The following is a 23,000-nucleotide window of genomic DNA, read 5'->3' as shown; positions in this document are numbered from 1 at the left end:
GACATGAAAAAAGTGACTTTCAAGCATTTTGTTATGGTTTTGCTGCTTGGTTCAGCAATACTGACGGCTGAACCGTCAGTATATGGTTTTGGAGATTCCGGCAATGGAATGGACGATAGCTTAACATCAGGTGAAAGAGTCGTCTTTGAAAATAGAAAAGCTATTGCGGAACTAAAGCAAGAAGTAGCAAGACAGAATGAAAGAATTGATGGTTTAATATCTATTATAGAAGGCTTAAGTGCTTCACTCAACGAGCTAAGAGAAGGCGGTGCGAGCGGTCAAATGCCAATGGGAGCATCCGCTAACAATGAAGGGTTGCTCAAAGATCTTGCCAATATGATTGATAAGATCAACGCAACTTATGTCAGCAAAGAAGAACTTCAAAAAGCACTGGGAAAGGGCCAAAATATTCAACCTTCTTCTTTTCAGTCCAATCAGACTGTAGAACCTTCATCTTCTTTGGAAAATTTAGAGAATCAGCCGGCTGCCAATCTTTACAGTGAGGGAGTCAGACTGTTTGGTAACTCTCGTTATGATGAAGCAAAAAAAAGATTTGCCATCACCGACAAAAAGGGATACAAGAGTGCCGCATCTAACTATTATCTAGGGGAAATTGCTTATTACACAAAACAGTATGAGGATGCAATTTTCCACTATAAAAAAAGTGCCGGTCTTTATGATCAGGCGGGTTATATTGATACACTGTTGCTGCATACGGGCATATCATTGGAAAATATTGGCGATAAAGCACAGGCAAAAGCATTTTATGAAAATATCATAGCAAATTATTCAGGTAAAAAAACTGCAGAGATTGCAAAACAAAGGCTGAAAGGCCTATAATGTTTTGGCTAAAAACATTTTTTATTTTAGCCATGCTGTCTCCTTCTTTCGTTTGGCCAGATCAGCCTAAAGTAAAAGGTTCTGAGACCATCCCTCTTTCTAAAACGGAATTTTTAATAATTCATCACAAAAAAAGAGAAAAAATAGATCTAACCGGAAAAGATTTTATTCTGGTTTCTGTGAGAGAAAAAGGAAGCGACGGAAGATTTTATGCTGTTGACAGAGACGGCACGGTTTGGTGGAGCGGACCTGTGACTTCCGGTGTGCCTGAGTTTGCAAGTCCTTCGGGTGTTTTTTCTGTTATCCAAAAGCGTCGTTATCACATGTCTACAGCTTTTCCTGATCCTAGCGGCATAAACAATATGGATTATATGATTAAGTTCACCCAAAGAGGTCATGCGCTGCACCAAGGCAGCGTGGATTGGATGTCTCATGGGTGTATTCATGTCGATAAAAAAGATATCCCTGTCATTTTTAAATGGGCACGCATAGGAATGAGAATAGTCGTTACCAGACATTCCTATATGCCTTATGCCCAAGAGGATTTGCGTAAAATTTATCTGAAGTGATGAATGAAATTTTCATAATTCCTTTGCTTTGTTGTAGGCTTTTTCTATGGCATTGATGCATGAAGACCTGACATTTCCTTCTTCTAAGGCACTGTAGCCAGCTGCAGTGGTCCCGCCGGGACTCATAACTCCATCTTTAAGCAATGCGGGATGAATGTCTTGTATGAGTTTTCCAAACCCCCCAAACAGCCCTCTCATCACTTCCATTGCATCGGTTCGTTTCATTCCTTGCTTGACTGCTCCGTCACTCAGAGCTTCTGCAATAAGAGCAAGATATGCAGGCCCTGAGCCTGCCAAGGCAGTCGCGATATCTAATTCTTTTTCACTCTCAAGCCACAATGTGAAACCAATGCTTCCAAGTAGAATTTTAGCTTCTTCTTGAAAGGAGATCGTGCCCGTAAGTGTGGTCATTGAATAGCCAATACTGGCTGCAAGATTTGGCATACATCTTACAATAGCATCGGTTTCAAAGTGTGTTTTAAGTTTTTCTATGGATGTACCGGCCAATACAGAATAAAGGACCCTTGATTTTCCTTTGAGTTTAGCAGAAACCTCTTCTACGTTTGCAGGCTTTATGCATAGAAGAACTGTTTTCCCCGAAATATTGAAATCGTCTATAAGATATTTATCTATTTTGACACCAAGGGCTGATTCAAACGCATCAAGTTTGTGCATATTTCTTCCTGCAACCTCTATATGGTATTTTTCTTTAAGACCTTTTGCGATACTTAATCCCATCTCGCCATTGCCGATAAATGTAATTGTCTGCTTCATTTCTTTCCTGTTTTTTCTTAATGGTATGATTATATCATGATTGCCTGGAAATAAAAAATGGATCCTAACACAGTGTCCATTGCATCATGGACAACAAATATGGTTCAAATATCATTGATTAACCATTAGTTTGTTAAAATAAAAACAACAGTTAACAAACAGAGGTATCAAATGGAAGCATTTTTGGCAAAAGCAAAAGAGGGAAGCAGGGTATTGGCTGCTTTAAGAGGGTCTCAAAAAAATCGTATTCTCAAAGAGATGGCAGAAGCATTGAGAGTAAACAGTAAAACACTGCTGGAAGCAAATGCATTGGATATACTAAATGGAGAAAAGAACAATCTGTCATCGGCTTTGATGGACCGGCTTTATCTGGATGAAAAACGAATCGAAGGAATGGCAGTGGCGATAGAGGAAATAGCGGCACTTAAAGAGCCTGTCGGAAGGGTATTGGACGGCTGGGTGACTGAAGATGGATTAAAAATAGAAAAAGTGTCCATTCCCATCGGCGTGATAGGCATCATCTACGAGTCCCGTCCAAATGTAACAAGCGATACAGCAGCATTATGTTTTAAGAGCGCTAACGCCTGCGTGCTAAAAGGCGGCAAGGAGGCTGAAAATTCAAATAAAGCTATAGCTGACATACTTAAAAATGTTTTGATTCAAAACAACCTCCCTTCCTCTTTGATATCCTTGGTGCCGGACTCTTCAAGGGAGAGCGTGGCAAAGCTTATCAAAATGGATCAATATGTTGACTTGATTATTCCCCGCGGAGGAGCAGGACTTATAAAGTATGTGAGTGAAAATGCTTCTGTCCCCGTAGTGAAACACGATAAGGGACAATGCCATACATACATTGACAAAAGTGCAAACCTTTCTAATGCAATTGCAATAGCGCTTAATGCCAAAGTGCAAAGACCCGGGGTATGCAATGCAATGGAAACACTTTTGGTAGACAAGAGTATTGCAAAAGAGGCTTTGCCTCTTTTGAAAATCGCTTTTGATAATGCGCATACCGTACTTAAAGGATGCAAAGAGACGCAAAAATTAATTACTGTTGCTCCTGCAAGCGAAGAAGATTTTGATACAGAATATTTGGCTAATATATTAAACATTAGGGTAGTAGAGGGTGTAGAAGGTGCCATAGAACATATCGTGCGTTTTGGTTCTGGGCACTCCGAGGCAATCATCACAGAAAATATTACTACGGCAGAAACTTTCCTTAACAGCGTTGACGCAGCCGCTGTTTATGTAAATGCTTCTACAAGATTTACTGACGGAGGTGCATTCGGTTTTGGTGCGGAAGTAGGGATTAGCACCAATAAGCTTCATGCAAGAGGGCCTATGGGGATTGAAGGGCTTACCACCTATAAATATAAAATATACGGATCGGGACAAATTAGATAAAGCTAAGGCTGACTAAAGTTTCCTTAGCTACAATAGCAGAAATTCAAAAATATGGAGTCAGCATGGCAATTCAAAACGAAAATAGTGTTGTAGCTATCGAGTATGAAGTAAAAGAAGCAGGTTCTTCTGAAATTGTAGACAGCAATAAAGGTGGTCATCCTTTGGAGTTTATTACAGGTAAAGGTCACATTATCCCTGGACTTGAGAATGCTCTTGTGGGGATGGAAAAAGGTCAGAGTGGAGACATGTTGGTAAAAGCAGCCGATGCTTATGGAGAAATTGATCCGGAAGCAAAACAGACGCTTCCTGTTGAACAATTTGAAGGCGTAGATCTTAGAGTGGGTATGACGCTTTATGGTCAGGGAGAGCACGGACAGACTATACAGGTAACAGTAACTGCTTTTGATGACAATGAGGTCAGTATTGATTTCAATCATCCGTTGGCCGGAAAAGATCTTATGTTTGCTGTGACTGTTCTTGATGAGAGAGAGGCAACTACTGAAGAGGCGGCTTCCGGTCAAGTTGGGGGTGCTGAAAGCGGCTGTTGCAGTACCCATGGCGGATGCGGCTGCAATTAAATATTTTCAGATGTACTTAAAATGGTAAATTTTAAGTACATCTCTGTGATATTTATCTGTTTTTTAGCAATTGTTGTTTAAAATTACATTTCAAAATCGGGGTGTGGCGCAGTCTGGCTAGCGTGCTATCTTGGGGTGATAGAGGTCGCAGGTTCAAGTCCTGTCACTCCGACCATAACTTAAAACTTCAAAAAATCTCACAAAGTCCAATACGTAAGATACCAAAAATTTTTAATACCATTTTCACCGCCTAAAAAATATTTGCTACCTCAAGCACTGCGCACCTCTCTTCTCAATGCAAACAATGTTAAATCATAATAAATATAACAACTTCCCTTTGAAAAGTAGGTACATAAGTAGAAAGTATGCCTGCTGTTAGACGATAAGTATGTTTAAAAGGGAATAAATAAACATAAATTTATTGGTCATACTTATGGTAAAGATACTCGGCTAATTCGTTTACCTCGCTCTCTGTCATGACACCCTTGAGTGATGGCATAAGGCCAAACTTTTTAATGGCTTTTTCTCCGTAGAGTGATTTTCTTTTATCGGGTTCGTTGATGTAATCTTTGATAAATTCGACAAACGCCTCTTTTGTTTTGGTTTCGGCTTTTAACTTATCAATCACATCCTTGGCATACGGCGCACCATATACATTTGTAACTTTGCCGCCGGCTTCATTTACACCCAGTATGGTAGCATGACAATCTGCGCAATGTGTGTCAAAGAGTACTGCTTCTGATTGAGAAAACAGCACAGATGTAGTCAACAATGTATAAAGTGTGATATTTTTCATTCTCATTCGGAACATCCTTTTTTTGTTTTATTTATAAAAATTATAACACATAATGATACTAAAAAGCAGATAAAAATCTTGAAGATAAGCTAAAATCGGCAAAAGGCAGTAAAAAATCAGGCCGGGCTCTCAAAATAGTCTTATAGATATTTTAGTGTATGGCTATTCTTTATGCCAAAAAGCTCATTTCATCCTAAGGATAAATTTAACATGGTAAAATACATTTATATTATATTGAAGGATATTCATGGCAGTTAAATGTGCATTTTTATTTCCGGGACAAGGGTCTCAAGCTATTGGAATGGGAGAGGATTTTTTCAACAATTCTGATGTGGCCAAAGAGATGGTTGCAAAAGCAAGTGAGCGAACCGGAATCGATTTTGAAACACTACTTTTTAAAGAAAATGACAAATTGGGCCAAACAGAGTTTACGCAGCCTGCTATTTTGCTTGTGAGTGCAATTGCTCATAAACTTTTTACCGATGCGGTAGACAGTAAGCCTGTATTGGCATTAGGGCACTCGTTGGGTGAATTTTCTGCGTTGGTAGCCGTAGGCGCATTGGATGCAATAGATGCAGTGGAGTTGGTGAATCTCAGAGGAAAACTTATGGCTGAGGCATGTGCCAAACAAGAAGTTGGCATGTTGGTTTCTTTGGGACTGGATGATGAAACTGTAGAGAAAATTTGTCAAGAACAAAGAGATGCAGGGTTTCAGGTGTGGCCGGTGAACTATAATGCAGACGGTCAAATCGTGATTGCCGGAATCAAAAAAGATCTAGAAGCATTGGTGCCTATCCTGAAGGAAGCCAATGCCAAAAGGGCGATGCTTTTGGATATGTCTGTGGCATCACATTGTCCTTTGCTTGAAAGCGCATCGGCACCCCTTGGAGCGAAACTCAAAGAGATGCTAAAAGAGACTTTTACTGCTCCTGTGGTTTCAAATGTAACCGCACAAAAATATGCAAGTAAAGCAGAGGCACTGGCTCTTCTTCCTAAGCAACTGGTCGAACCTGTGAAATACAAACAATCTATTGCCAGCATAGATGATGAAGTAGACTGCTATATAGAGTTTGGACACGGAGCCGTTTTAAAAGGTCTAAATAAAAAAGCAACCAATAAACCTCATTTTAACGTTTCGGACATGGCTTCATTAAAAGCAACGATTGAAGCAATCAGAGAGCTTTAATGGGAAAGATAGCCATTATGGGCGCAATGCCCGAAGAGATAGAGCCGCTTTTGACTAAACTCAGTAATGTCAAGGAGAGTATTTATGCCGCAAATGCGTATTACGAAGGATTCTATGGCGATAAAGAAGTGGTGGTGGCCTATTCAAAAATAGGAAAGGTGTTTGCTGCTTTAACTGCAACGATACTGATAGAAAAATTTGATTGTGAAAAATTGCTTTTTTCAGGTGTTGCCGGGGCAATTAGTGATGATTTGAAAATCGGAGATTTAATTATTGCAGACGGACTGTGTCAGCATGATCTGGATATCACGGCATTTGGGCATCCTTTTGGTTATGTGCCTGAAGGGGATGTGTGTATTGCTACGGATATAACGTTGCGAAATATTGCCAAAGCGGTTGCCAAAGAAAAAGGGCTGATCCTTAAAGAGGGTGTAATTGCAACAGGAGATCAGTTTGTAGCAAACCCTGAACGTAAAGAGTGGGTAGGAGAAACTTTTAAGGCAGATGCTCTAGAGATGGAGGGTGCAAGTGTTGCCGTAGTCTGTAATGCACTTAACGTACCTTTTTTTATTCTAAGAGCAATTAGCGACAGTGCGGATATGGATGCAGGATTTGATTTTGATACTTTTTTGGAGAGTTCTGCAAAAATAAGTGCCGATTTTATTTTAGAAATGGTGGGTCGGATTGAAATATAATCAAAAGAGCAAAAGCCTTATAGTGAGCAAAAAGCTTCTTAAACTCATAGGTAAAACTAATGCCCAGTTTAAACTCATAAATCATGAGGACAAGGTGTTGGTGGGATTGAGTGGAGGGAAAGATTCATTAGCTTTGGTGCATGCGCTTAAGCATATGCAGCATCATGCACCTTTTGATTTTGAGTTTGAAGCGTGTACGGTGAGGTACGGAATGCCTGATGAGCACTATACTTATCTGGAAGAACATTGCAAAGAGTATGGCATTAAACATACGGTATTTGATACAAATATTTTTGAGGTTTCCAAAGATACGATTCGCGAAAACAGTTCTTATTGCAGTTATTTTTCACGTATGAGACGAGGAGCGTTATATACTTTTGCTGAGCAGAATGGTTTTAATAAAGTGGCTCTGGGACATCATTTTGATGACACCGTAGAGAGTTTTTTTATGAATATGTTTTATAATGGCACAATGCGTGCTTTGGCACCGATTTATAAAACGGGCAGAGGATTTCATCTTGTTCGTCCTTTGATACAGGTTAGAGAGTCGCAGCTTAGGGCTTTTGCCGATGAGAATGATTTGCAGACGATAGGTGACGAGGCATGTCCTGCGATGCTGAAAAATGTCAAAATGCCTTATGCCAGAGCCCAGACCAAAGAGTGGCTTTCAGGAATGGAAAAAGAAAATAAAGAGCTTTTTAAGCGCATCCAAGCATCTTTTAAACATATCCACGATGAGACCTTCCTTGATCCGGAGCGCTGGGATAGGGATGATATTTTGGTGAGTAGTTAAGTGGTGGAGCGCGGGAATTTAACAGTAAAAAAAAGCGAACGCTTAGATAGGTTTTTGGCTGAAGCGTTGGATGTCAGCCGCAACCAGGTGGAGAAACTCATCAAAGAGGAGCTGGTCAGCGTCAACGGCAAGGTGATTGCCAGGACCAGTTTCAAGGTTGAAACGGGCGATGAAGTGGCATATGCATTCAGGGAAGCAGAAAAAAAGGAAGCCGTGACGGTGGATTTTGACGTGGAGGTATTGTATGAAGACGACTGCCTCCTGGTCATCAATAAACCCGCAGGTCTTGTCGTGCATCCTGCTCCTTCGGTCAAGGAGCCGACGCTGGTGGACTGGCTTATACAAAGAGGAATATCGCTCTCTACTATCAGCGGAGAGGAGCGTCACGGCATTGTCCACCGCATTGACAAGGAGACCACCGGGGCGCTTGTGATAGCCAAGACCAACGAAGCTCATGAAAAACTGAGTCTTCAACTCCAGGATAAAAGCATGGGAAGATATTATCTAGCATTGATAGACTATCCTTTGAAAGAAAATATTATCATAGATAAACCCATCGGCCGCAATCCTAGAAACAGATTAAAAATGGATGTTGTCTCAGGCGGGAAAAGTGCCAAAACAGCATTTATTAAACTTATCACTTCTCCTCATGATATAGAGCTTATCGCTGCCAAACTTTTTACCGGCAGAACCCATCAGATAAGAGTCCATTTGAACAGCCTAGGAAGACACATACTTGGAGATGATTTATACGGTTTTAAGAGCAAAAGAGATAAAATAACACGAGTTAATTTACATGCATATTTATTATATCTCACACATCCTATCAGTGGACAGAAAATGGAGTTTATTGCTCCTTTGTTTGAAGATATGCAACTCTTTCTGTCTAAAAATTTTGATCAAGGTGATATAGATGAAAAAATCAACCCTCTTGCTTTGGCTGCCCAGTTTATTGATATTTAGCGGGTGCGGCAGTGTTCAGGGATTGATGATTTACGAAAAAGATGCCTCTTTGAATACAATTACGCAAATCAAAGCGCTCCCTGCGATGAACACTGTCGGTTTTGAATGGCAAAAAATAGAAGATTCTCGCGTGCGCGGAATAAATATTTATAGAGGCACCCCTCAAAATAAAGAGCAAAGTTTTAAGCAAATCGGGAGCATCAGCAATCGGTATGCAACACACTTTGTAGATACGCAGGTATCTCCCAATACAGAGTATGTCTATACATTCACGACCTTTTCTTTAGGTAAAGAATCTGGGCACGGTAAAGTGCTTTATGTAAAAACACGCCCGACTTTTAGACCGGTTTCTTTCGTTAAGGCGTATAAGGTTGCATCAGATGCCGTAAAAGTACTATGGAAACCTCATGCAGATCCAAGGATCAATGCATACATTATCCAAAGATCGGTGGACGGAGGGGAATGGCAATATGTCGCTCTGGCCAAAGGACAATTGATGGCTGAGTATATTGATATATTTGTCAGAAGCAATCACACCTATCAATACCGTATCATTGCCAAAAGCTATGATGGAATTGAAGCTCAAACCAGTCAAACAACCAGTATTTCACTATAAGAAGAAAAGCATGCCACATTTAAAAGTAACCCCATTTGATACCTCATTAATAGAAGAAAAAATTGGCAAGGATGCTCTCCTTCGTTTTCACGCAACAGCGTTGCAGGGAAACGAAGAAATTTTAGGTGTGGAGTATAAGAATGAAGAATTTTTACTCCAGCTTAAGCCTGACGATAAAGCGTATCTGTTGAAATACGATAAAGTTACAAGGCCATTGAAGGTCAATCTTCTTAAAGAGGCGCTTGATTATGTATCCAAGCGACTAGATTTGGAGATTTTGAGTTCAAACATTGCTATGCATCATGCAAAACCCCCGCTTTCATCAGAATATTTTAAAAAAATAGAAGATTTTGAAAGCATTGTTTATCCTAAAGAAAAAATATCTGTAGAGGTAGGGTTTGGAAGCGGCCGTCATTTATTGTATCAGGCTAAGATGCATCCCGATACACTTTTTATCGGTATAGAGATTCATACGCCATCGGCACAACAAGTGCTAAAGCAGATAGAGTTGCAGGGATTGCATAATATTTGGGTTGTCAATTATGATGCCAGACTTTTTTTGGAGATGCTCCCCTCTAATGCTTGTGAGCAAATTTTTGTACATTTTCCTGTGCCTTGGGACAAAAAACCGCACAGAAGGGTGATCAGCAAAGGTTTTTTGGATGAATCCATGCGTGTACTTAGAAAAGGCGGACGGTTGGAGCTGCGTACAGACAGCGATAAGTATTTTTGGTATGCATTGGAAACTTTTTTTACAGCTTCTAAAATAGAAGTAGAGATAAGAAAAAATGAACGTCTTGAGGTGACAAGCAAATATGAGGCCAGATGGAGAAAGCAGGAAAAAGATATTTACGATGTCTATGTTAAATGTATGCAAGAAGATGAACCTAGAGTCCATCAGATCGATTTTGATTTCCATAAAACCGTATACACGCATGGTTTGGAAAGGCGTTTGATTGGAGATGCGATAGTGTTTGAAGACTATTTTATACATTTTGAACGCATCTACAAAATAGGAGAAGAGGGGCTTCTGATGAGATGTGCTTTTGGAAGTTTTGATAGGCCGGAGCACAAATATATCTTGGCGGATAGGAAAGGTTGCCGTTATTTTGTCTCTTGTCCCGTGAAGACAACGGTCAACCTTAAAGCACATCAAAAAATAGTGGAGTATTTAAATTATGTCTAACGTTATTAGTGCCTCACATCTTACTTTGGCCTACGATAAAGGCCAAAAAGAGATTATCAAAGATGCAAATTTCAACATTAAAAAGGGTGATTTTGTTTTCATTACCGGGCCAAGCGGTTCAGGAAAATCAACACTTTTAAAGGCGCTTTACGGACAGATCAAGCCCAGTGAAGGAAACCTTGTGGTGGGAGGGCTTGATCTTGCAGCTGCACGCCAAAGCAAATTGCAAGATTTGCGCACCCATATGGGGATTATTTTTCAAGATTATAAGCTTATTAACGAATGGACTGTAGCCAAAAATGTGGTTTTGCCTTTGATGATAGCAGGTTATTCTATGGATGTGCAGCATACGCAGGCCCAAAGACTTCTTAAGCATGTCAAGCTTTCCGAGCATGCGGACAAATATCCTATGGAGCTTAGCGGAGGAGAACAGCAGCGAGTCGGAGTGGCAAGAGCATTGTCCAAAAATCCGGTTGTGATATTGGCGGATGAACCTACGGGTAACCTTGATGATTATTCTTCCAATGTGATTTGGGATCTTATGGAGAATGCCTGCCAGCAGCTTGAAACAACCGTGTTGGTGGTTACCCATAAGATACCTTCTATTTTTTCTTTACCGTACAGACATTTTATTATAGAAAGCAAGGGTGTATATGAAGTTCATTAAAAACCATCTTATGTTTATTTTACCGCTTATGGCAATTCTTTTAGGGATAGAGTTTTTTCTTGTCTTTGACAGGACGACTGATTCGTATGAAAAGGGACTCAAAGAGGGGTATTCCATGCTGGTGGTTGCAAAAAAAACAATAACACTCGAAGAGCTCAAGCAACTCAATGCCCATATAGACAGCAGTGAAAATATAAAAAGAGAAAGTATTGTTTCCCAAATTGCCAAAGGCATCAATAAAAGCAGTGCCGAAGAGATATTGCAGGCATTGCCTTATTTTTATTCAGTTAGGTTAGATAGCTATGTAAGCACCTCGGATCTAGAAAAGATCAAAAAAGATCTTGAAAAAGATGAAAAAATTAAAAGTGTAGAAACCTTTGGAAGCAGTTATAGCTCCAGTTACAGACTTTTTTCTTTCATCAAGTTTACACTGAGAATATTTATTGTTTTTACGGGTGTTATCAGTTTGTTTTTAATTATCAAACAGATGGAGATTTGGAAGTATGCACACAAAGAACGTATGCAAATTATGGAAATTTTCGGGGCACCTCTAATGCTTCGAAGCGGGGTGCTTTTTAAGGTGGCCCTTTTGGATGCACTGATCGCGACCATAATGACAGGTGCACTCTTTTTGTATTTGAAGTTTCAGTGGGCAGGACAGAGCGGGATAGATATTATGGTACAAAATCAAGAGGCACTTTTCAGGATAACTGACATTGCCATTTTGTTGGCTACGGCGGTGGCGATTGTTATTTTTGCTGTTTATACGGTTGTGTTTTCTTCGGCAGGAGCGCAAGAGTGAAATGTTTTATGGTGTATGTTGTAACCGCTTTTGTATTGGCGTATGGTGCTTCAACTACAACAAAGATCAAAGATTCTGAAAAAAATTTAAATGCTGCGGTTTCTGCTAAAAAACAAGCAAGCAGGCAACTTGAAAAAATAGCACAGGATATCAAAAAAGCCGAACAAGAAAGTTTGTATCTTGAAAAAAAAATAGAAGAGCTTGGGCGCGAGAAAGAAGCAACAAATAAAGAGTATCAATCTCTCAAAAATGTTTTAAGCACCTCTGAGCAATCCTTTAAAAAAACAAATAGTGAATTAGAAGCGAAACATAAAGCTTTTATTGCTTTGCTTTCCGAGCAGTTTTCGGTTATCTTTGCAATGAGACAATTTCACACTCCGACGGAGCATTCGGTTATTGCGTACGAAGTATATGAGGTTTATAAAAAGTATAATGCAAAAGAGCTGGAAAAACTTAGAGCAGATATTTCATCGCTTAAAACCAAAAAACAAAATATTCTTGTCCAGCAGAATAAAACAAAAAAAGAATTGGAAAAAATTGTCCAAAAACGACAAGAGTTTGAACAAAAAAAGTTAGCAAAAAAGCGATTGCTTGAAAAATTGTCCAAAGACGAAAAAAATTATAACAAACAACTAGAACAAATAGAAGAGAAACAAAGTTCGCTTCGGGCAACATTGGCGAAACTCAATATTTTGCACACTCAAGAAGTAGAAGCTGCTCGCAAACGTGCTGCGGCAAGAAAAGAAGCTATTCGTCTTGAGACATTACGAAAAAAACGATTGCGGGAACAACAGGCATTGAAAGGATCGGATGCACAACAAACAAAACAAAAAGCAGACAACATAAGATCTTCAGAAGAAACACAAAGTACCCAAGTGAGAAATCTTAATGCTTCGTATCGCGCCTCCTCGGTCTACGCGTATAACGGCGGAAAAACAATCTCTCCGCTTTCGGGTGCCCGGGTTGTCAAAAAGTTTGGCACCTATGTGGATCCTATCTATAAGATAAAGATATTTAACGAATCCGTAACGCTTCAGGCGCCTTCTTCGGATGCAAAAGTGCAAAATGTTCTTAACGGAAAAGTAGTATTTGCCGGAGAAAGCAGCATGCTTGGAAAAGTGGTGGTTGTAGCGCATGGAGATAAAATGCATACTGTCTATGCCGGTCTTTCAAAGATTGCTCCCAATATTACAGTGGGACGCAAGGTAATCAAGGGGTATGTGCTAGGTAAAGTAAACAGCAAGTTGGTTTTTCAGGCGACAAAAAATTCAAAACATATTGATCCGTTAAAGCTAATCCAAATTTAGTTTAAACCCCCCCTAAACCTCTTTTGGATATAATCGCGAAAATAGAAGGGGTGCATCTGTGACGAAACGTGTATTGGTAAAATTTTCTGGTGAAGCATTAGCTGGTGAAGACGGGTATGGCATCGATACCAAAATCTTAAAATATATTGCAGGTGAAATTAAAGAACTTGTTGAGAATGGTGTGGAAGTCGGTATTGTTGTAGGCGGCGGAAATATTGTTCGAGGTGTAACCGCTGCAGCCGATGGCATCATCAAAAGAACATCCGGTGACTATATGGGAATGCTTGCTACGGTAATCAACGGAGTGGCGATACAAGAAGCTTTGGAGCATATAGGACTGGAAGCAAGACTTCAAACCGCCATAGATATGCAAGAGATAGGTGAAGCGTTTATTGTGCGCCGTGCCAGAAGACATTTGGAAAAAGGCCGCGTAGTGATATTTGCAGGGGGAACAGGAAATCCTTATTTTACTACCGATACGGCAGCTACACTCAGGGCTTCCGAGATAGAAGCCGAACTTCTTATCAAGGCAACCAAAGTTGATGGCGTGTACGATAAAGATCCAAATAAGTTTTCCGATGCAGTCAAGCTCAATACACTTACCTATGATCAGGCCATGAATGATCATATCAAGGTAATGGATGATACGGCAATTGCTTTGGCAAAAGACAATGGATTGCCTATTGTAGTATGCAACATGTTCGAAAAAGGCAATCTGCTTGCTATTATCAAAGGCGATATGAGTCTTTGTTCGATTGTTAAATAATCTAAGAAAAAAAGGATCACATAATGAGAACAGAACAACTTACAGCAAAAGCTCTGGAAAAAGTAGATTTTGATAAATATCTGTTGGCAAAAGCCGTAGGCAAAAGAGCTGAAGAGATTTCAAAAGGCGCAAAGCCCTGCATAGAAGTAACTTCTGTGATGAAATTTACCGATATTGCACTTCAAGAGATAGCAGAAGGTAAAATCACAGTCACTCTAGAGGGTTAATTATTTTGGACGTTTTTCTTTCTCGCGCGAAAGAGATAGAGACGATAGAGGAGGCGAAAGCCCTTTTATTTGAACAAATTCCTTCCCCTTCGACTACCACGATCAAAGCATTGGATCTTGCCCTGAATGCACATGAAGGCCAAAATCGTAAAAGCGGTCAGCCTTATATTGTGCATCCCATTTTAGTCGCAGCTATTACTGCGATGGTCAGCAATGATGAGACAATGGTGCAAGCAGCTTTGTTGCATGATGTGGTTGAAGATACCAATTATTGTGTTGAAGACTTGCAGCAAGAATTCAGTTTGGATGTTGTGCATATGGTGGAAGGCTTGACAAAAATTGTTGAAATTAGAGACGAAAAACTTATTCCTTCAGGCTCAGATGAGCGCTTGATCAATTCCGCACTTACTTTCCGCAAAATGCTCATTGCTTCTATTAAAGATATCCGTGTCTTGGTGATTAAACTTTGTGATAGATTGCACAATATGCTTACCCTTGATGCACTGAGGCCGGAAAAGCAAAGGCGTATTTCTGAAGAGACGTTAGTTGTATATGCACCTATCGCACACAGACTCGGTATTGCGCGTATGAAAAATTACTTGGAAGATTTGAGCTTTTATTATATCTATCCTGAAGATTACAAACTGATAGATGATTACATCAAATCCAATGCACAAAATTTGCATTTTAAGCTGAATGCTTTTATTCAAAAAGTTAAAAATGTACTCCAGAAAGATGGGTTTTTGCCTGATGAATTTGAGGTTATCGGCAGAGTAAAGCATTATTATTCTATCTATCTAAAGATGCATCGCAAAGGAGTAAGTATCGATGAGGTCTTGGATCTTTTAGCGATCCGCATTATTGTAAAAGAGCCTATCGAGTGTTACCGGGTGCTGGGGTTGCTGCATCTAAATTATACACCGCTTATTTCACGCTTTAAAGACTATATCGCTGTGCCAAAAGAAAATGGCTATAAGACGATACATACCACACTTTTTGATGAGGAGGGTATTGTTGAAGCGCAGATTCGTACTGCCAAAATGCATAAACTTGCCGAATTTGGCGTGGCAGCTCACTGGAAGTATAAAGAGGGCGCTGATAGAGTAAATTTGGAATGGCTTGAGAGTCTAAACTATCAAAGTGAATCGATTGAAGAGTTTTATGAACTTGCTAAAAGCGATCTTTTTTCAGAAGACATAACAGTCTTTTCGCCCAAGGGTGACTACTATACGCTGCCCAAGGGATCGGTGGCCTTGGATTTTGCCTATGCTATACATTCTCAAATCGGTCTTCATGCAAAAGAAGCATTGATCAATAAGCATCCCTCCTCTCTTTTGACGACGTTGAAAAATGGGGATATCGTTAAGATCATCGATGATACCAGACCCCATTTGCATTGTTCCTGGGTTGATACTGTTAAGACTTCCAAAGCGCAAGAAGGGATACGAACCCATTGTCGGGCCAGAATAAAAGAATCTGATACATTAAGCGCTTATAATATTTTAGCAACATTGTTTCATCAGGAGAACAAAACCGTCAACGAGATGATAGAAGCGCTGGGAATGAAAGATACATTGTATAAATTGCCCAATCAAATTGATTATTTCAAAGAGGCTATACGCAAAACAGCAGACTACATGGGGGCCCGTGAAGTGCGTTTTTGGGAACTTCTTAAAAAAGGATACAAAAAACCTGTCAAAAAAGAGATGGAGCATTTTATCTTTTTTACAAATAAAACTTTGGACGGTGTAGAGTTTGACTATTGCTGTCACCCGAAAATGGGCGATCAGATAGTTGCATTCTATAAAGACGGCAAAGCAATTGTTCATCATAAATTATGCAAAAAAGCGTATGAAAAAATTATCGCGCAAGAGCCTATGGTTTTTATAAAATGGCGTACATCAAAACTTTCACGCTATAGGTTAACGATTGGATTGCAAAACCAAAAAGGCGTCTTGGCGGATCTGCTGAGAAAACTTACAAAGCTGGATTTAAATGTTATTAGTATTGAATTGGGGATACAAAGCAGCGAAAGTGCAGAATATTGTCAGATAGAAGTTGAGAGTAGCGAATCTAAAAAAAGTATATTGTCTGAAAAGATTTCACAGAATTTCAAGCTTATAGAAATCATTAATTTAGACGATGCATATAACAACAAATAATATAAACAGGAAGGGCAATGGTAGCAAAAGCATTAGAAGAGATACGCAGAGGAACAGCAGAAATTATAGATATAGAGCGTATTGAAGTATTGGTTCGAAAATATTATGAAGATGGCACAACCTACACGGTTAAAGCGGGTTTTGATCCTACGGGAGCAGATTTGCATCTGGGACATACGGTATTGCTTCAAAAACTTAGAATATTTCAAAATCATGGAGCAAGAGTTCAATTGCTCATAGGCGATTTTACTGCAACCATTGGTGATCCCACGGGCAAAAGCGAAACGAGAAAAGTACTTGATAAAGAAACGATTATGGCAAATGCAAAGACCTATCAGGATCAGGTATTTAATGTGCTTGATCCTTCTAAAACCGATGTGGTATTTAACTCGAAATGGCTTGATACTCTGGGAGCCGGCGGACTCGTGGGGCTGGCAACACTGTTTAATGTGGCGAGAATGCTGGAGCGTGATGATTTTGAAAAGCGTTATAGGGGAGGACAAAGTATCTCTATCTCCGAATTTTTATACCCGCTTCTTCAGGGATACGATAGCGTAGAGCTTAAAAGCGATATCGAAATAGGAGGAACGGATCAAAAATTCAATCTTCTAATGGGAAGACATTTGCAGCGCGCCTATCACACAGGCAAAGAGCAAGCGGTTCTTATGATGCCGATTCTTGAAGGGCTTGACGGGGTGCACAAAATGAGCAAATCATTGGGCAACTACATTGGAATTGCCGAAGATCCTAAAGATATTTATGCCAAGACACTCTCTATATCGGATGAGCTAATGTGGCGCTACTATGAACTTTTGAGCGCAAAATCCCTTGCAGAAATTGTGCAGATGAAAGAGGATGTCGAAAAAGGTACGCTTCATCCTAAAGCAGTCAAAGAAGCATTGGCTTTGGAGCTGACCGAAAGATTTTATAACGCAGACGCAGCCCGGGAAGCCAAAGAAGCATTTGACAATGTGTTTAAGGCCAACATGTTGCCCGAAGATATCCCGGAAGTGGGGGTAGAAAATAATATTTGGATATGCAAAGCACTAGTGGATGCCGGCATAGAACCGTCAACGTCACAGGCAAGAAGAGATATTAAGCAAGGAGCTGTTAGAATAAACCAAGAAAAAATAAGCGACGATCAGCTTATATTGAGTACCGGCGAGTATATTCTGCAGGTAGGGAAAAGAAAATTTGCAAAAGTAAAGGTAGACTAATGGCATTTAAACCATTAAAAATAGGAAAATATACGATTGATATCCCCATTATTCAAGGCGGCATGGGAGTAGGCGTTTCTTGGGACCAGCTTGCCGGCTCTGTTTCAAAAGAAGGAGGACTCGGTGTTGTCAGCGCAATAGGTACAGGGGTTTATAAAAATAGAATATATGCTGATAAATTAGCCGCAGACGGCAGGCCCGTCGGTACGGCTAATTTTTATTCCTCCAAGGCATTGCATGCGATTTTTGAAAATGCAAGGAAAATTTGCGGCGACAAACCGTTGGCAGCCAATGTACTTTATGCAATCAATGATTACAAACAGGTAGTGATTGATTCTTGTAAAGCAGGTGCCAATATCATCATCACAGGAGCAGGGCTGCCTTTGACATTGCCGGAGTGTACCAAAGATTTTCCTGATGTTGCCTTGGTGCCTATTGTTTCAACGGCCAAAGCGCTGAAGATATTGTGCAAAAGATGGCAAAAGACACACAATCGTTTGCCTGATGCTGTTATCGTTGAGGGACCGTTAAGCGGCGGCCATCAGGGGTTTAAATATGACGAGTGTTTTTTGCCGGAAAATCAGCTTGAAGCGATTTTGCCGCCTGTTATAGAGGAGGCAAAAAACTGGGGTGATTTTCCTGTGATTGCTGCTGGGGGTATTTGGGACCATGACGATATTGTCAAAATGATGAAGCTGGGTGCCAGCGGTGTGCAGATGGGTACGCGTTTTATCGGTACGGTAGAGTGTGATGCGCATCAAAAATTTAAAGAGACTATCATCGCTGCATCACAAGAGGATATCCAATTGTTTAAATCTCCGGTGGGGTATCCTGCGCGGGGGGTAAAAACCAATCTTCACAAAATGATAGAAAAAAAAACAGCTCCCAAAATAGTCTGTATTTCCGACTGTGTAGCCCCATGTCATCATGGAGAGGAGGCCAAAGTGGTAGGATACTGCATTGCAGACAGACTGAGCGATGCGTATGATGGAGATATTGAAAAAGGACTCTTTTTTACCGGAACAAACGGCTATAAACTCAAGGAGATCATCACGGTCAAAGAGCTGATGCATAAATTGGTTGAGGGAGAAAACGACTAAAGTGAAGTTTTTAAAAATCTTTCTTCTCTTTATTGTGGGAACAAATCTGCTTGTCGGTTCGGTGAATAAACTGGAGGATATGGAGATACAAAAGGACGAACTTCGTCTGCATTTTAGCGGTTTGTTCAATAAAACCAATGTACACTATTTCTCACTGGAGAAACCTTATAGAAAGGTTTTTGATATTCGAAATGCACGTCTTTCTTCAAAGAATCTTCAAAAAAATCTCAAAGGCCCTCAAGGTGCAACCGTGAGGATTTCACAGTATCAAAAAGATATTGTGCGGCTTGTTATAGAGTGCAACAAGCCTTATGCATGCACCGCTTATCAGCCGATGCTTTCGAAAAAATCATACCATATTCCTTTGCCAAAAGCAGCTTTCGTGCCAATGCACGAAAAAACAGGTGCGGCATCTCAGAGGATAGTTCGCGAACAAAATAGTGTGCCTTCTCAAAAAGAAGAAAAAGGTTTTTTTGGTTCTATATTTGAAAAGAAAAACACATCCGGTTCTTCCAGTCATGAGGTTGTTGTGATCGATGCCGGACACGGGGGACACGATTCTGGCGCTGTGGGCGGAGGCAAAAAAGAGAAAGATTTGGTACTGCAGATATCCAAAAAACTGGCCAAAGAACTTCAAAAACACGGATATACAGTCTATCTGACCCGGACCACCGACCGATTCTTAAAGCTTCCGGAGCGAACAAAAATAGCTGATATCAAAAATGCAAAAGTGTTTGTTTCGATCCATGCCAATGCAGCGCCCAATGAGAAATCCAAAAACAGACTGCATGGGGTTGAAACCTTTTTTCTGCAAAATACCAGAGACGAAAGGTCGCAGCGTGTTGCCGCAAGAGAAAATGAAGCCGTTTTGAAAGGTACGGATAATCTAAGTAAAAATGTTATTGTTGATTCTGTGCTTTCGGGACCAAAAATCGTTCAATCGCATAAACTTGCCATAGATGTCCAAGCCAAGATGCTCCAAAATCTCCGAAGCCGTTTTGGGGGAGTGAAAGACGGGGGAGTGAGAAGTGCGCCGTTTTGGGTTCTTGTGGGAGCAAGCAGGCCTTCGATACTTGTAGAGGTCGGGTATATCTCTCATCCCTCAGAGCGCAAACAGCTCTTTACACCGCGCTATCAGGATCTTATCGCAAAAGGTATCGCAGAAGGGATCGACCGGTATCTATATAACCGCAAAAGAGAGATCGACCTTTAGCATTAAACTAAACCCGTAGAAATCTCATTTTCCCCATTTTTTCTTTTAGTTTTAGGATATTCAGATTTGTCACCGCCTGTCGCCCCATATCACTATAGATTTGCTATAAACTTAGCTTAATTTTATTTGTACTATAGTGAGAATGTAAAAACACCAAAGGGGGACAAAATGAAAAAAGATCCGAATGTAACAAAATGGCTAAAGGTGATCATAGGAAAGGGTATGTTGATCGGATGTATGGCACTGATGGCACAGACGACTGCCTCGGCGGCGGTTTTGAAGCCTGCATTGTTGGCGAAAGCAGCACCCGATGAGTGTTTTAACGGGGTTGGTGAAACGTATGTACCGTTAAACCCCAATGGTCCGACATATGAACAGGATGTCCAAAACTGTATAAATGGTGGCTATCAGCCCAAAGTCAATCAGGCCTATGTGTGGGGACTTGCCAATACCGAGGCGTATGTGTGGTTTGGTACCGCGCCCAATACGCTGTGTTTGGTAAACGGCACCTATCATCAGCAGTCAGAGCCGACGCTGAATGACTCATGGGTATGCGAACTCAGTGAAAGCCAATATCCTGTCTATATGGCAAATATTACAGGACAAAGTTCTTATTTAGTGTTGGGAGCAATGGGGCTGGGTGACTGGCGTGTGCCTAAGATCTATCGATACAACAAAGCAACAGGTGCCAACGAAGATATTACGCCTACTCTCCAACAAGATCCCAGCGGAAGAATCTTGTCCACCTTAGGAATACGATCTGCCGGGACACATAACGGTGTGGTATTTTTTGCCGGGCCAGGATTTGGAGGCGGAGGTTTGAGCGTCAATATGTTTGCCTTTAAGGATGATGCAAACCATACCTATTTGGGTTCGCATTCATTTGCCGAGTATAGCAATATCAGAAAGTGGATCGTAGTAGGCGATGAGCTGTATACGGCCGTGGGTGATCAAAACGATACGGGAAGAGTGCTGAAATGGGAAGGCGATGCAACGGATCCTTTTCATTTTGCAGAAGTCGGGAGACTGCCTGGTTCGGGCGCGGAGCTGGCGTACCATGAAGGCAGACTGTTTGTGACAAGCTGGCCAGGTTCCGAGCTGCCCGGGGGTTCTTCGGTAGCGGGAGTCTATATGAGCCCGGTTGTCGGTGAGGGTTTGCCTGCATCAGAGGAGATGTGGACAGAAGTATGGAAAGCCTCAGACTATGAACCTGATCCCGTAGTGGCAGCAACATACGGAGGCGGGGCGATCGCGTCATTTGATGGACAGCTCTACTGGGGGACCATGCATGTACCGATGGTAGCAACAATGGCCGCAGTGAACGTCTATGACATCAATACAAGCGATGAAGAAGCTATGACGGATACGATGCTGGGAACACACCGGGCGATATCTATCTTCCGTGCCGGCAATATTGACGAAGACGGCAATGCAACTGTTGAACTGCTGTACGGAGAAACGATGTTGCCCCGATATATTCCAGGCCAAGGATTTGTTGATGTACCCAATAATATGGGAACTGCACCGCTCTGGGGAGAATCCGGCTTTGGCAACACGTTTAACAACTATACGTGGACAATGGAAGTTTTCAAAGAGAGGCTCTATATCGGAACGATGGACTGGAGCTACTTGATGACTGAAATGCTTGGAGATATGAATTTATCATCAGAACTGAGCTTTTTGCTGTCGTATGAGGTCAATAACGGTGCCGATTTGTGGAGGATAGACGGCAGTACAAAGAAGGCGGTTGCAGAAGATGTAACCGGAGTCGGAAACTATGGAAGCTATGGAATCCGAACGATGGTAAGCGATGCGGATCATTTTTACCTGGGTATGGCCAACCCGATGAACCTGATGACGGATGTAACCGACAATAAACCCGAAGGCGGTTGGGAGCTGATCCAAATGGATGAGAAAGTAAGCACAGGCGGCGGCGGTGGATGTACCTATAATCCAAACGTTGACAAGTTTGATATGATGTTCTTTGTCTTATTGGCGCTTTCAGTACTCTATCCATGGAGACGCAAACTGATCAGATAAGATGCTCATGCGATCACTACACGTACAATACGGAGCAGCACTCATGGCTGCTCCTGTGTTTTGTTTTGGTTATCTACTTGTTTTGAAAGAAAAGCCTGTTGATGTATTTTGGCTTTTCTTTGATATGAAATCTCTTTTTTCCCTTGTCTTTTTTTATCCCGTCGTAGAGGAGCTTGTTTTTAGAGGCATCACCCAAGAATATCTGCATGAAAAAACAAAACAGCTTCCCTCTTTTTTTATTTTTTCGATTGCCAATATTTTAACTTCTGTGCTTTTTGTGTTGATGCATATGATACATCATGCCCCTTTCTTTGCATTGTTGACCTTTGTGCCCTCTTTGCTGTTTGGTTATTTTAAGGATCGATACAACCATATAGTATGCAGTATTTTTTTGCATATGTTTTATAATTTATGTTATTTTTCACTTATCGTGTAAGGTATATCGGTTAAATTGGCATAATAATAAACAAGCAAGAGTACCTAAAATAAATAATTTTTTGTTTCTTGGATATTAAATTGTTTTGCAGATAAGCGAAGGCTAAGCCTTCGCTTTAAAATTATTTGTAGTTTTTGATCGCTTTTGCAAGAATAGCTTCTGCTTCTGCTTTGTCTTTGAAGCCGGCTACTTTTACCCATTTGTTTGGCTCAAGCATTTTATATGTTTCAAAGAAATTTTTGATGCGGTTAAGTGTATGTTTTGGCACATCTGCAAGATCATTAATGTTGGCATAGGTAGGATCGATCTTTGTTGTAGGAACGGCTAGCAATTTTTCATCACCGCCGCTTTCGTCTTCAGTCATAAGTACGCCCACAAGTCTGCATTTGATGACTGCGCCGGCTTGAAGCGGATAATCACAAAGTACCAATATGTCTGCCGGATCACCATCATCTGAAAGCGTATTAGGTACGAAACCGTAATTTGCCGGATAGTGCATTGCGGAGTAAAGGATTCTATCAACCTCTACGGCTCCGGAATCTTTGTCGATTTCATATTTGATATTTGAGTTAAGCGGCACTTCGATGATTGCTTTGACTGCATTGGGGTTCTCGCCATGACCGATTTTTGAAATATCCATATTTTGTTTCTCCGTAGTAAATT

Annotated in this window: 24 protein-coding genes and 1 tRNA gene; 22 read left to right on the top strand and 3 right to left on the bottom strand. The window is 40.8% G+C overall.

Translation table 11 applies throughout. The annotated features are described in order from the left end of the window. Positions 1 to 3: 3 nt before the first annotated feature. Together CFH81_04125 and CFH81_04120 are read left to right on the top strand one after the other, a co-directional pair. Positions 4 to 840 carry a hypothetical protein gene (locus CFH81_04125; protein DAB40688.1) on the top strand — a complete coding sequence of 279 codons (837 nt, stop codon included), beginning with the start codon at positions 4 to 6 and terminating at the stop codon, positions 838 to 840. A gap of 32 nt (positions 841 to 872) precedes the next feature. Next, a complete protein-coding gene (locus CFH81_04120) occupies positions 873 to 1,409 on the top strand; it encodes a L,D-transpeptidase (protein ID DAB40722.1) in 537 nt (178 codons plus the stop codon). Between the two features lie 12 nt (positions 1,410 to 1,421). Here the strand turns inward: CFH81_04120 and CFH81_04115 are convergent, their stop codons facing one another. Further along, the gene (locus CFH81_04115; GenBank protein DAB40687.1) at positions 1,422 to 2,183 is read right to left on the bottom strand and encodes a pyrroline-5-carboxylate reductase; all 762 of its coding nucleotides are present in this window, start codon (positions 2,181 to 2,183) and stop codon (positions 1,422 to 1,424) included. 171 nt (positions 2,184 to 2,354) lie between these two features. Here CFH81_04115 and CFH81_04110 point away from each other — a divergent pair, with 171 nt between their 5' ends. The 3 genes from CFH81_04110 to CFH81_04100 all read left to right on the top strand — a co-directional run bounded on the left by CFH81_04110 (position 2,355) and on the right by CFH81_04100 (position 4,340). Beyond that, positions 2,355 to 3,587: a glutamate-5-semialdehyde dehydrogenase gene (locus CFH81_04110; GenBank protein ID DAB40686.1), complete on the top strand. Its 1,233-nt coding sequence runs from the start codon at positions 2,355 to 2,357 to the stop codon at positions 3,585 to 3,587. A 62-nt stretch (positions 3,588 to 3,649) separates the two neighbouring features. Then, positions 3,650 to 4,165 carry a peptidylprolyl isomerase gene (locus CFH81_04105; protein ID DAB40685.1) on the top strand — a complete coding sequence of 172 codons (516 nt, stop codon included), beginning with the start codon at positions 3,650 to 3,652 and terminating at the stop codon, positions 4,163 to 4,165. A gap of 97 nt (positions 4,166 to 4,262) precedes the next feature. Continuing rightward, a tRNA-Pro gene (locus CFH81_04100) sits at positions 4,263 to 4,340 on the top strand. Between the two features lie 243 nt (positions 4,341 to 4,583). Here the strand turns inward: CFH81_04100 and CFH81_04095 are convergent. Further along, positions 4,584 to 4,976: a hypothetical protein gene (locus CFH81_04095; GenBank protein DAB40684.1), complete on the bottom strand. Its 393-nt coding sequence runs from the start codon at positions 4,974 to 4,976 to the stop codon at positions 4,584 to 4,586. A gap of 232 nt (positions 4,977 to 5,208) precedes the next feature. Here CFH81_04095 and fabD point away from each other — a divergent pair, with 232 nt between their 5' ends. From fabD to CFH81_04010, 17 genes are all read left to right on the top strand, one after another. Next, positions 5,209 to 6,147, top strand: coding sequence for a [acyl-carrier-protein] S-malonyltransferase (gene fabD, locus CFH81_04090; GenBank protein DAB40683.1), 939 nt, complete (start codon positions 5,209 to 5,211; stop codon positions 6,145 to 6,147). Next, positions 6,147 to 6,842, top strand: a complete 696-nt coding sequence (locus CFH81_04085; GenBank protein ID DAB40682.1) for a 5'-methylthioadenosine/S-adenosylhomocysteine nucleosidase — start codon at positions 6,147 to 6,149, stop codon at positions 6,840 to 6,842. Before fabD ends, CFH81_04085 begins: the two co-directional genes overlap by 1 nt. Then, positions 6,832 to 7,635, top strand: a complete 804-nt coding sequence (locus tag CFH81_04080; GenBank protein ID DAB40681.1) for a tRNA 2-thiocytidine(32) synthetase TtcA — start codon at positions 6,832 to 6,834, stop codon at positions 7,633 to 7,635. The genes CFH81_04085 and CFH81_04080 overlap by 11 nt, the downstream gene beginning before the upstream one ends. 3 nt (positions 7,636 to 7,638) lie before the next feature. Further along, complete coding sequence (locus CFH81_04075; GenBank protein ID DAB40721.1) at positions 7,639 to 8,598, top strand: RluA family pseudouridine synthase; 960 nt, start codon at positions 7,639 to 7,641, stop codon at positions 8,596 to 8,598. Further along, positions 8,549 to 9,214 carry a hypothetical protein gene (locus CFH81_04070; protein DAB40680.1) on the top strand — a complete coding sequence of 222 codons (666 nt, stop codon included), beginning with the start codon at positions 8,549 to 8,551 and terminating at the stop codon, positions 9,212 to 9,214. Before CFH81_04075 ends, CFH81_04070 begins: the two co-directional genes overlap by 50 nt. A 10-nt stretch (positions 9,215 to 9,224) precedes the next feature. Continuing rightward, entirely contained in the window at positions 9,225 to 10,400 is a 1,176-nt protein-coding gene (locus CFH81_04065) for a tRNA (guanosine(46)-N7)-methyltransferase TrmB (GenBank protein ID DAB40679.1), read from the top strand. Next, positions 10,393 to 11,067 carry an ABC transporter ATP-binding protein gene (locus CFH81_04060; protein DAB40678.1) on the top strand — a complete coding sequence of 225 codons (675 nt, stop codon included), beginning with the start codon at positions 10,393 to 10,395 and terminating at the stop codon, positions 11,065 to 11,067. The genes CFH81_04065 and CFH81_04060 overlap by 8 nt, the downstream gene beginning before the upstream one ends. Continuing rightward, positions 11,054 to 11,869, top strand: coding sequence for a cell division protein FtsX (locus CFH81_04055; GenBank protein ID DAB40677.1), 816 nt, complete (start codon positions 11,054 to 11,056; stop codon positions 11,867 to 11,869). The genes CFH81_04060 and CFH81_04055 overlap by 14 nt, the downstream gene beginning before the upstream one ends. Positions 11,870 to 11,877: 8 nt before the next feature. Continuing rightward, complete coding sequence (locus CFH81_04050; protein DAB40720.1) at positions 11,878 to 13,176, top strand: peptidase M24; 1,299 nt, start codon at positions 11,878 to 11,880, stop codon at positions 13,174 to 13,176. A gap of 58 nt (positions 13,177 to 13,234) precedes the next feature. After that, positions 13,235 to 13,942, top strand: a complete 708-nt coding sequence (locus CFH81_04045) for a UMP kinase (protein DAB40676.1) — start codon at positions 13,235 to 13,237, stop codon at positions 13,940 to 13,942. Positions 13,943 to 13,965: 23 nt separating this feature from the next. Next, a complete protein-coding gene (locus CFH81_04040) occupies positions 13,966 to 14,169 on the top strand; it encodes a DNA-directed RNA polymerase subunit omega (protein DAB40675.1) in 204 nt (67 codons plus the stop codon). Positions 14,170 to 14,174: 5 nt separating this feature from the next. Then, the gene (locus CFH81_04035) at positions 14,175 to 16,331 is read left to right on the top strand and encodes a bifunctional (p)ppGpp synthase/hydrolase (protein ID DAB40674.1); all 2,157 of its coding nucleotides are present in this window, start codon (positions 14,175 to 14,177) and stop codon (positions 16,329 to 16,331) included. Between the two features lie 17 nt (positions 16,332 to 16,348). Next, positions 16,349 to 17,548 (top strand): tyrosine--tRNA ligase, encoded by a 1,200-nt coding sequence (locus CFH81_04030; protein DAB40673.1) that lies wholly within the window; start codon positions 16,349 to 16,351, stop codon positions 17,546 to 17,548. Further along, positions 17,548 to 18,648: a 2-nitropropane dioxygenase gene (locus tag CFH81_04025; protein ID DAB40672.1), complete on the top strand. Its 1,101-nt coding sequence runs from the start codon at positions 17,548 to 17,550 to the stop codon at positions 18,646 to 18,648. The genes CFH81_04030 and CFH81_04025 overlap by 1 nt, the downstream gene beginning before the upstream one ends. Before the next feature lie 79 nt (positions 18,649 to 18,727). Further along, positions 18,728 to 19,861: an N-acetylmuramoyl-L-alanine amidase gene (locus CFH81_04020; GenBank protein DAB40719.1), complete on the top strand. Its 1,134-nt coding sequence runs from the start codon at positions 18,728 to 18,730 to the stop codon at positions 19,859 to 19,861. A gap of 168 nt (positions 19,862 to 20,029) precedes the next feature. Continuing rightward, entirely contained in the window at positions 20,030 to 21,901 is a 1,872-nt protein-coding gene (locus tag CFH81_04015) for a hypothetical protein (protein DAB40671.1), read from the top strand. A 1-nt stretch (position 21,902) separates the two neighbouring features. Next, positions 21,903 to 22,337, top strand: coding sequence for a CPBP family intramembrane metalloprotease (locus CFH81_04010; protein ID DAB40670.1), 435 nt, complete (start codon positions 21,903 to 21,905; stop codon positions 22,335 to 22,337). 121 nt (positions 22,338 to 22,458) lie between these two features. On the opposite strand, the gene CFH81_04005 is transcribed toward CFH81_04010, so the two are convergent. Next, positions 22,459 to 22,977: an inorganic diphosphatase gene (locus CFH81_04005; protein DAB40669.1), complete on the bottom strand. Its 519-nt coding sequence runs from the start codon at positions 22,975 to 22,977 to the stop codon at positions 22,459 to 22,461. Positions 22,978 to 23,000: the final 23 nt, after the last annotated feature.

Origin of the sequence: Sulfurovum sp. UBA12169, from assembly GCA_002742845.1 — a bacterium.
Taxonomy (GTDB): domain Bacteria; phylum Campylobacterota; class Campylobacteria; order Campylobacterales; family Sulfurovaceae; genus Sulfurovum.
The sequence above is the reverse complement of the archived record's forward strand: the minus strand, read 5'-3'. Positions and strand labels throughout refer to the sequence as shown.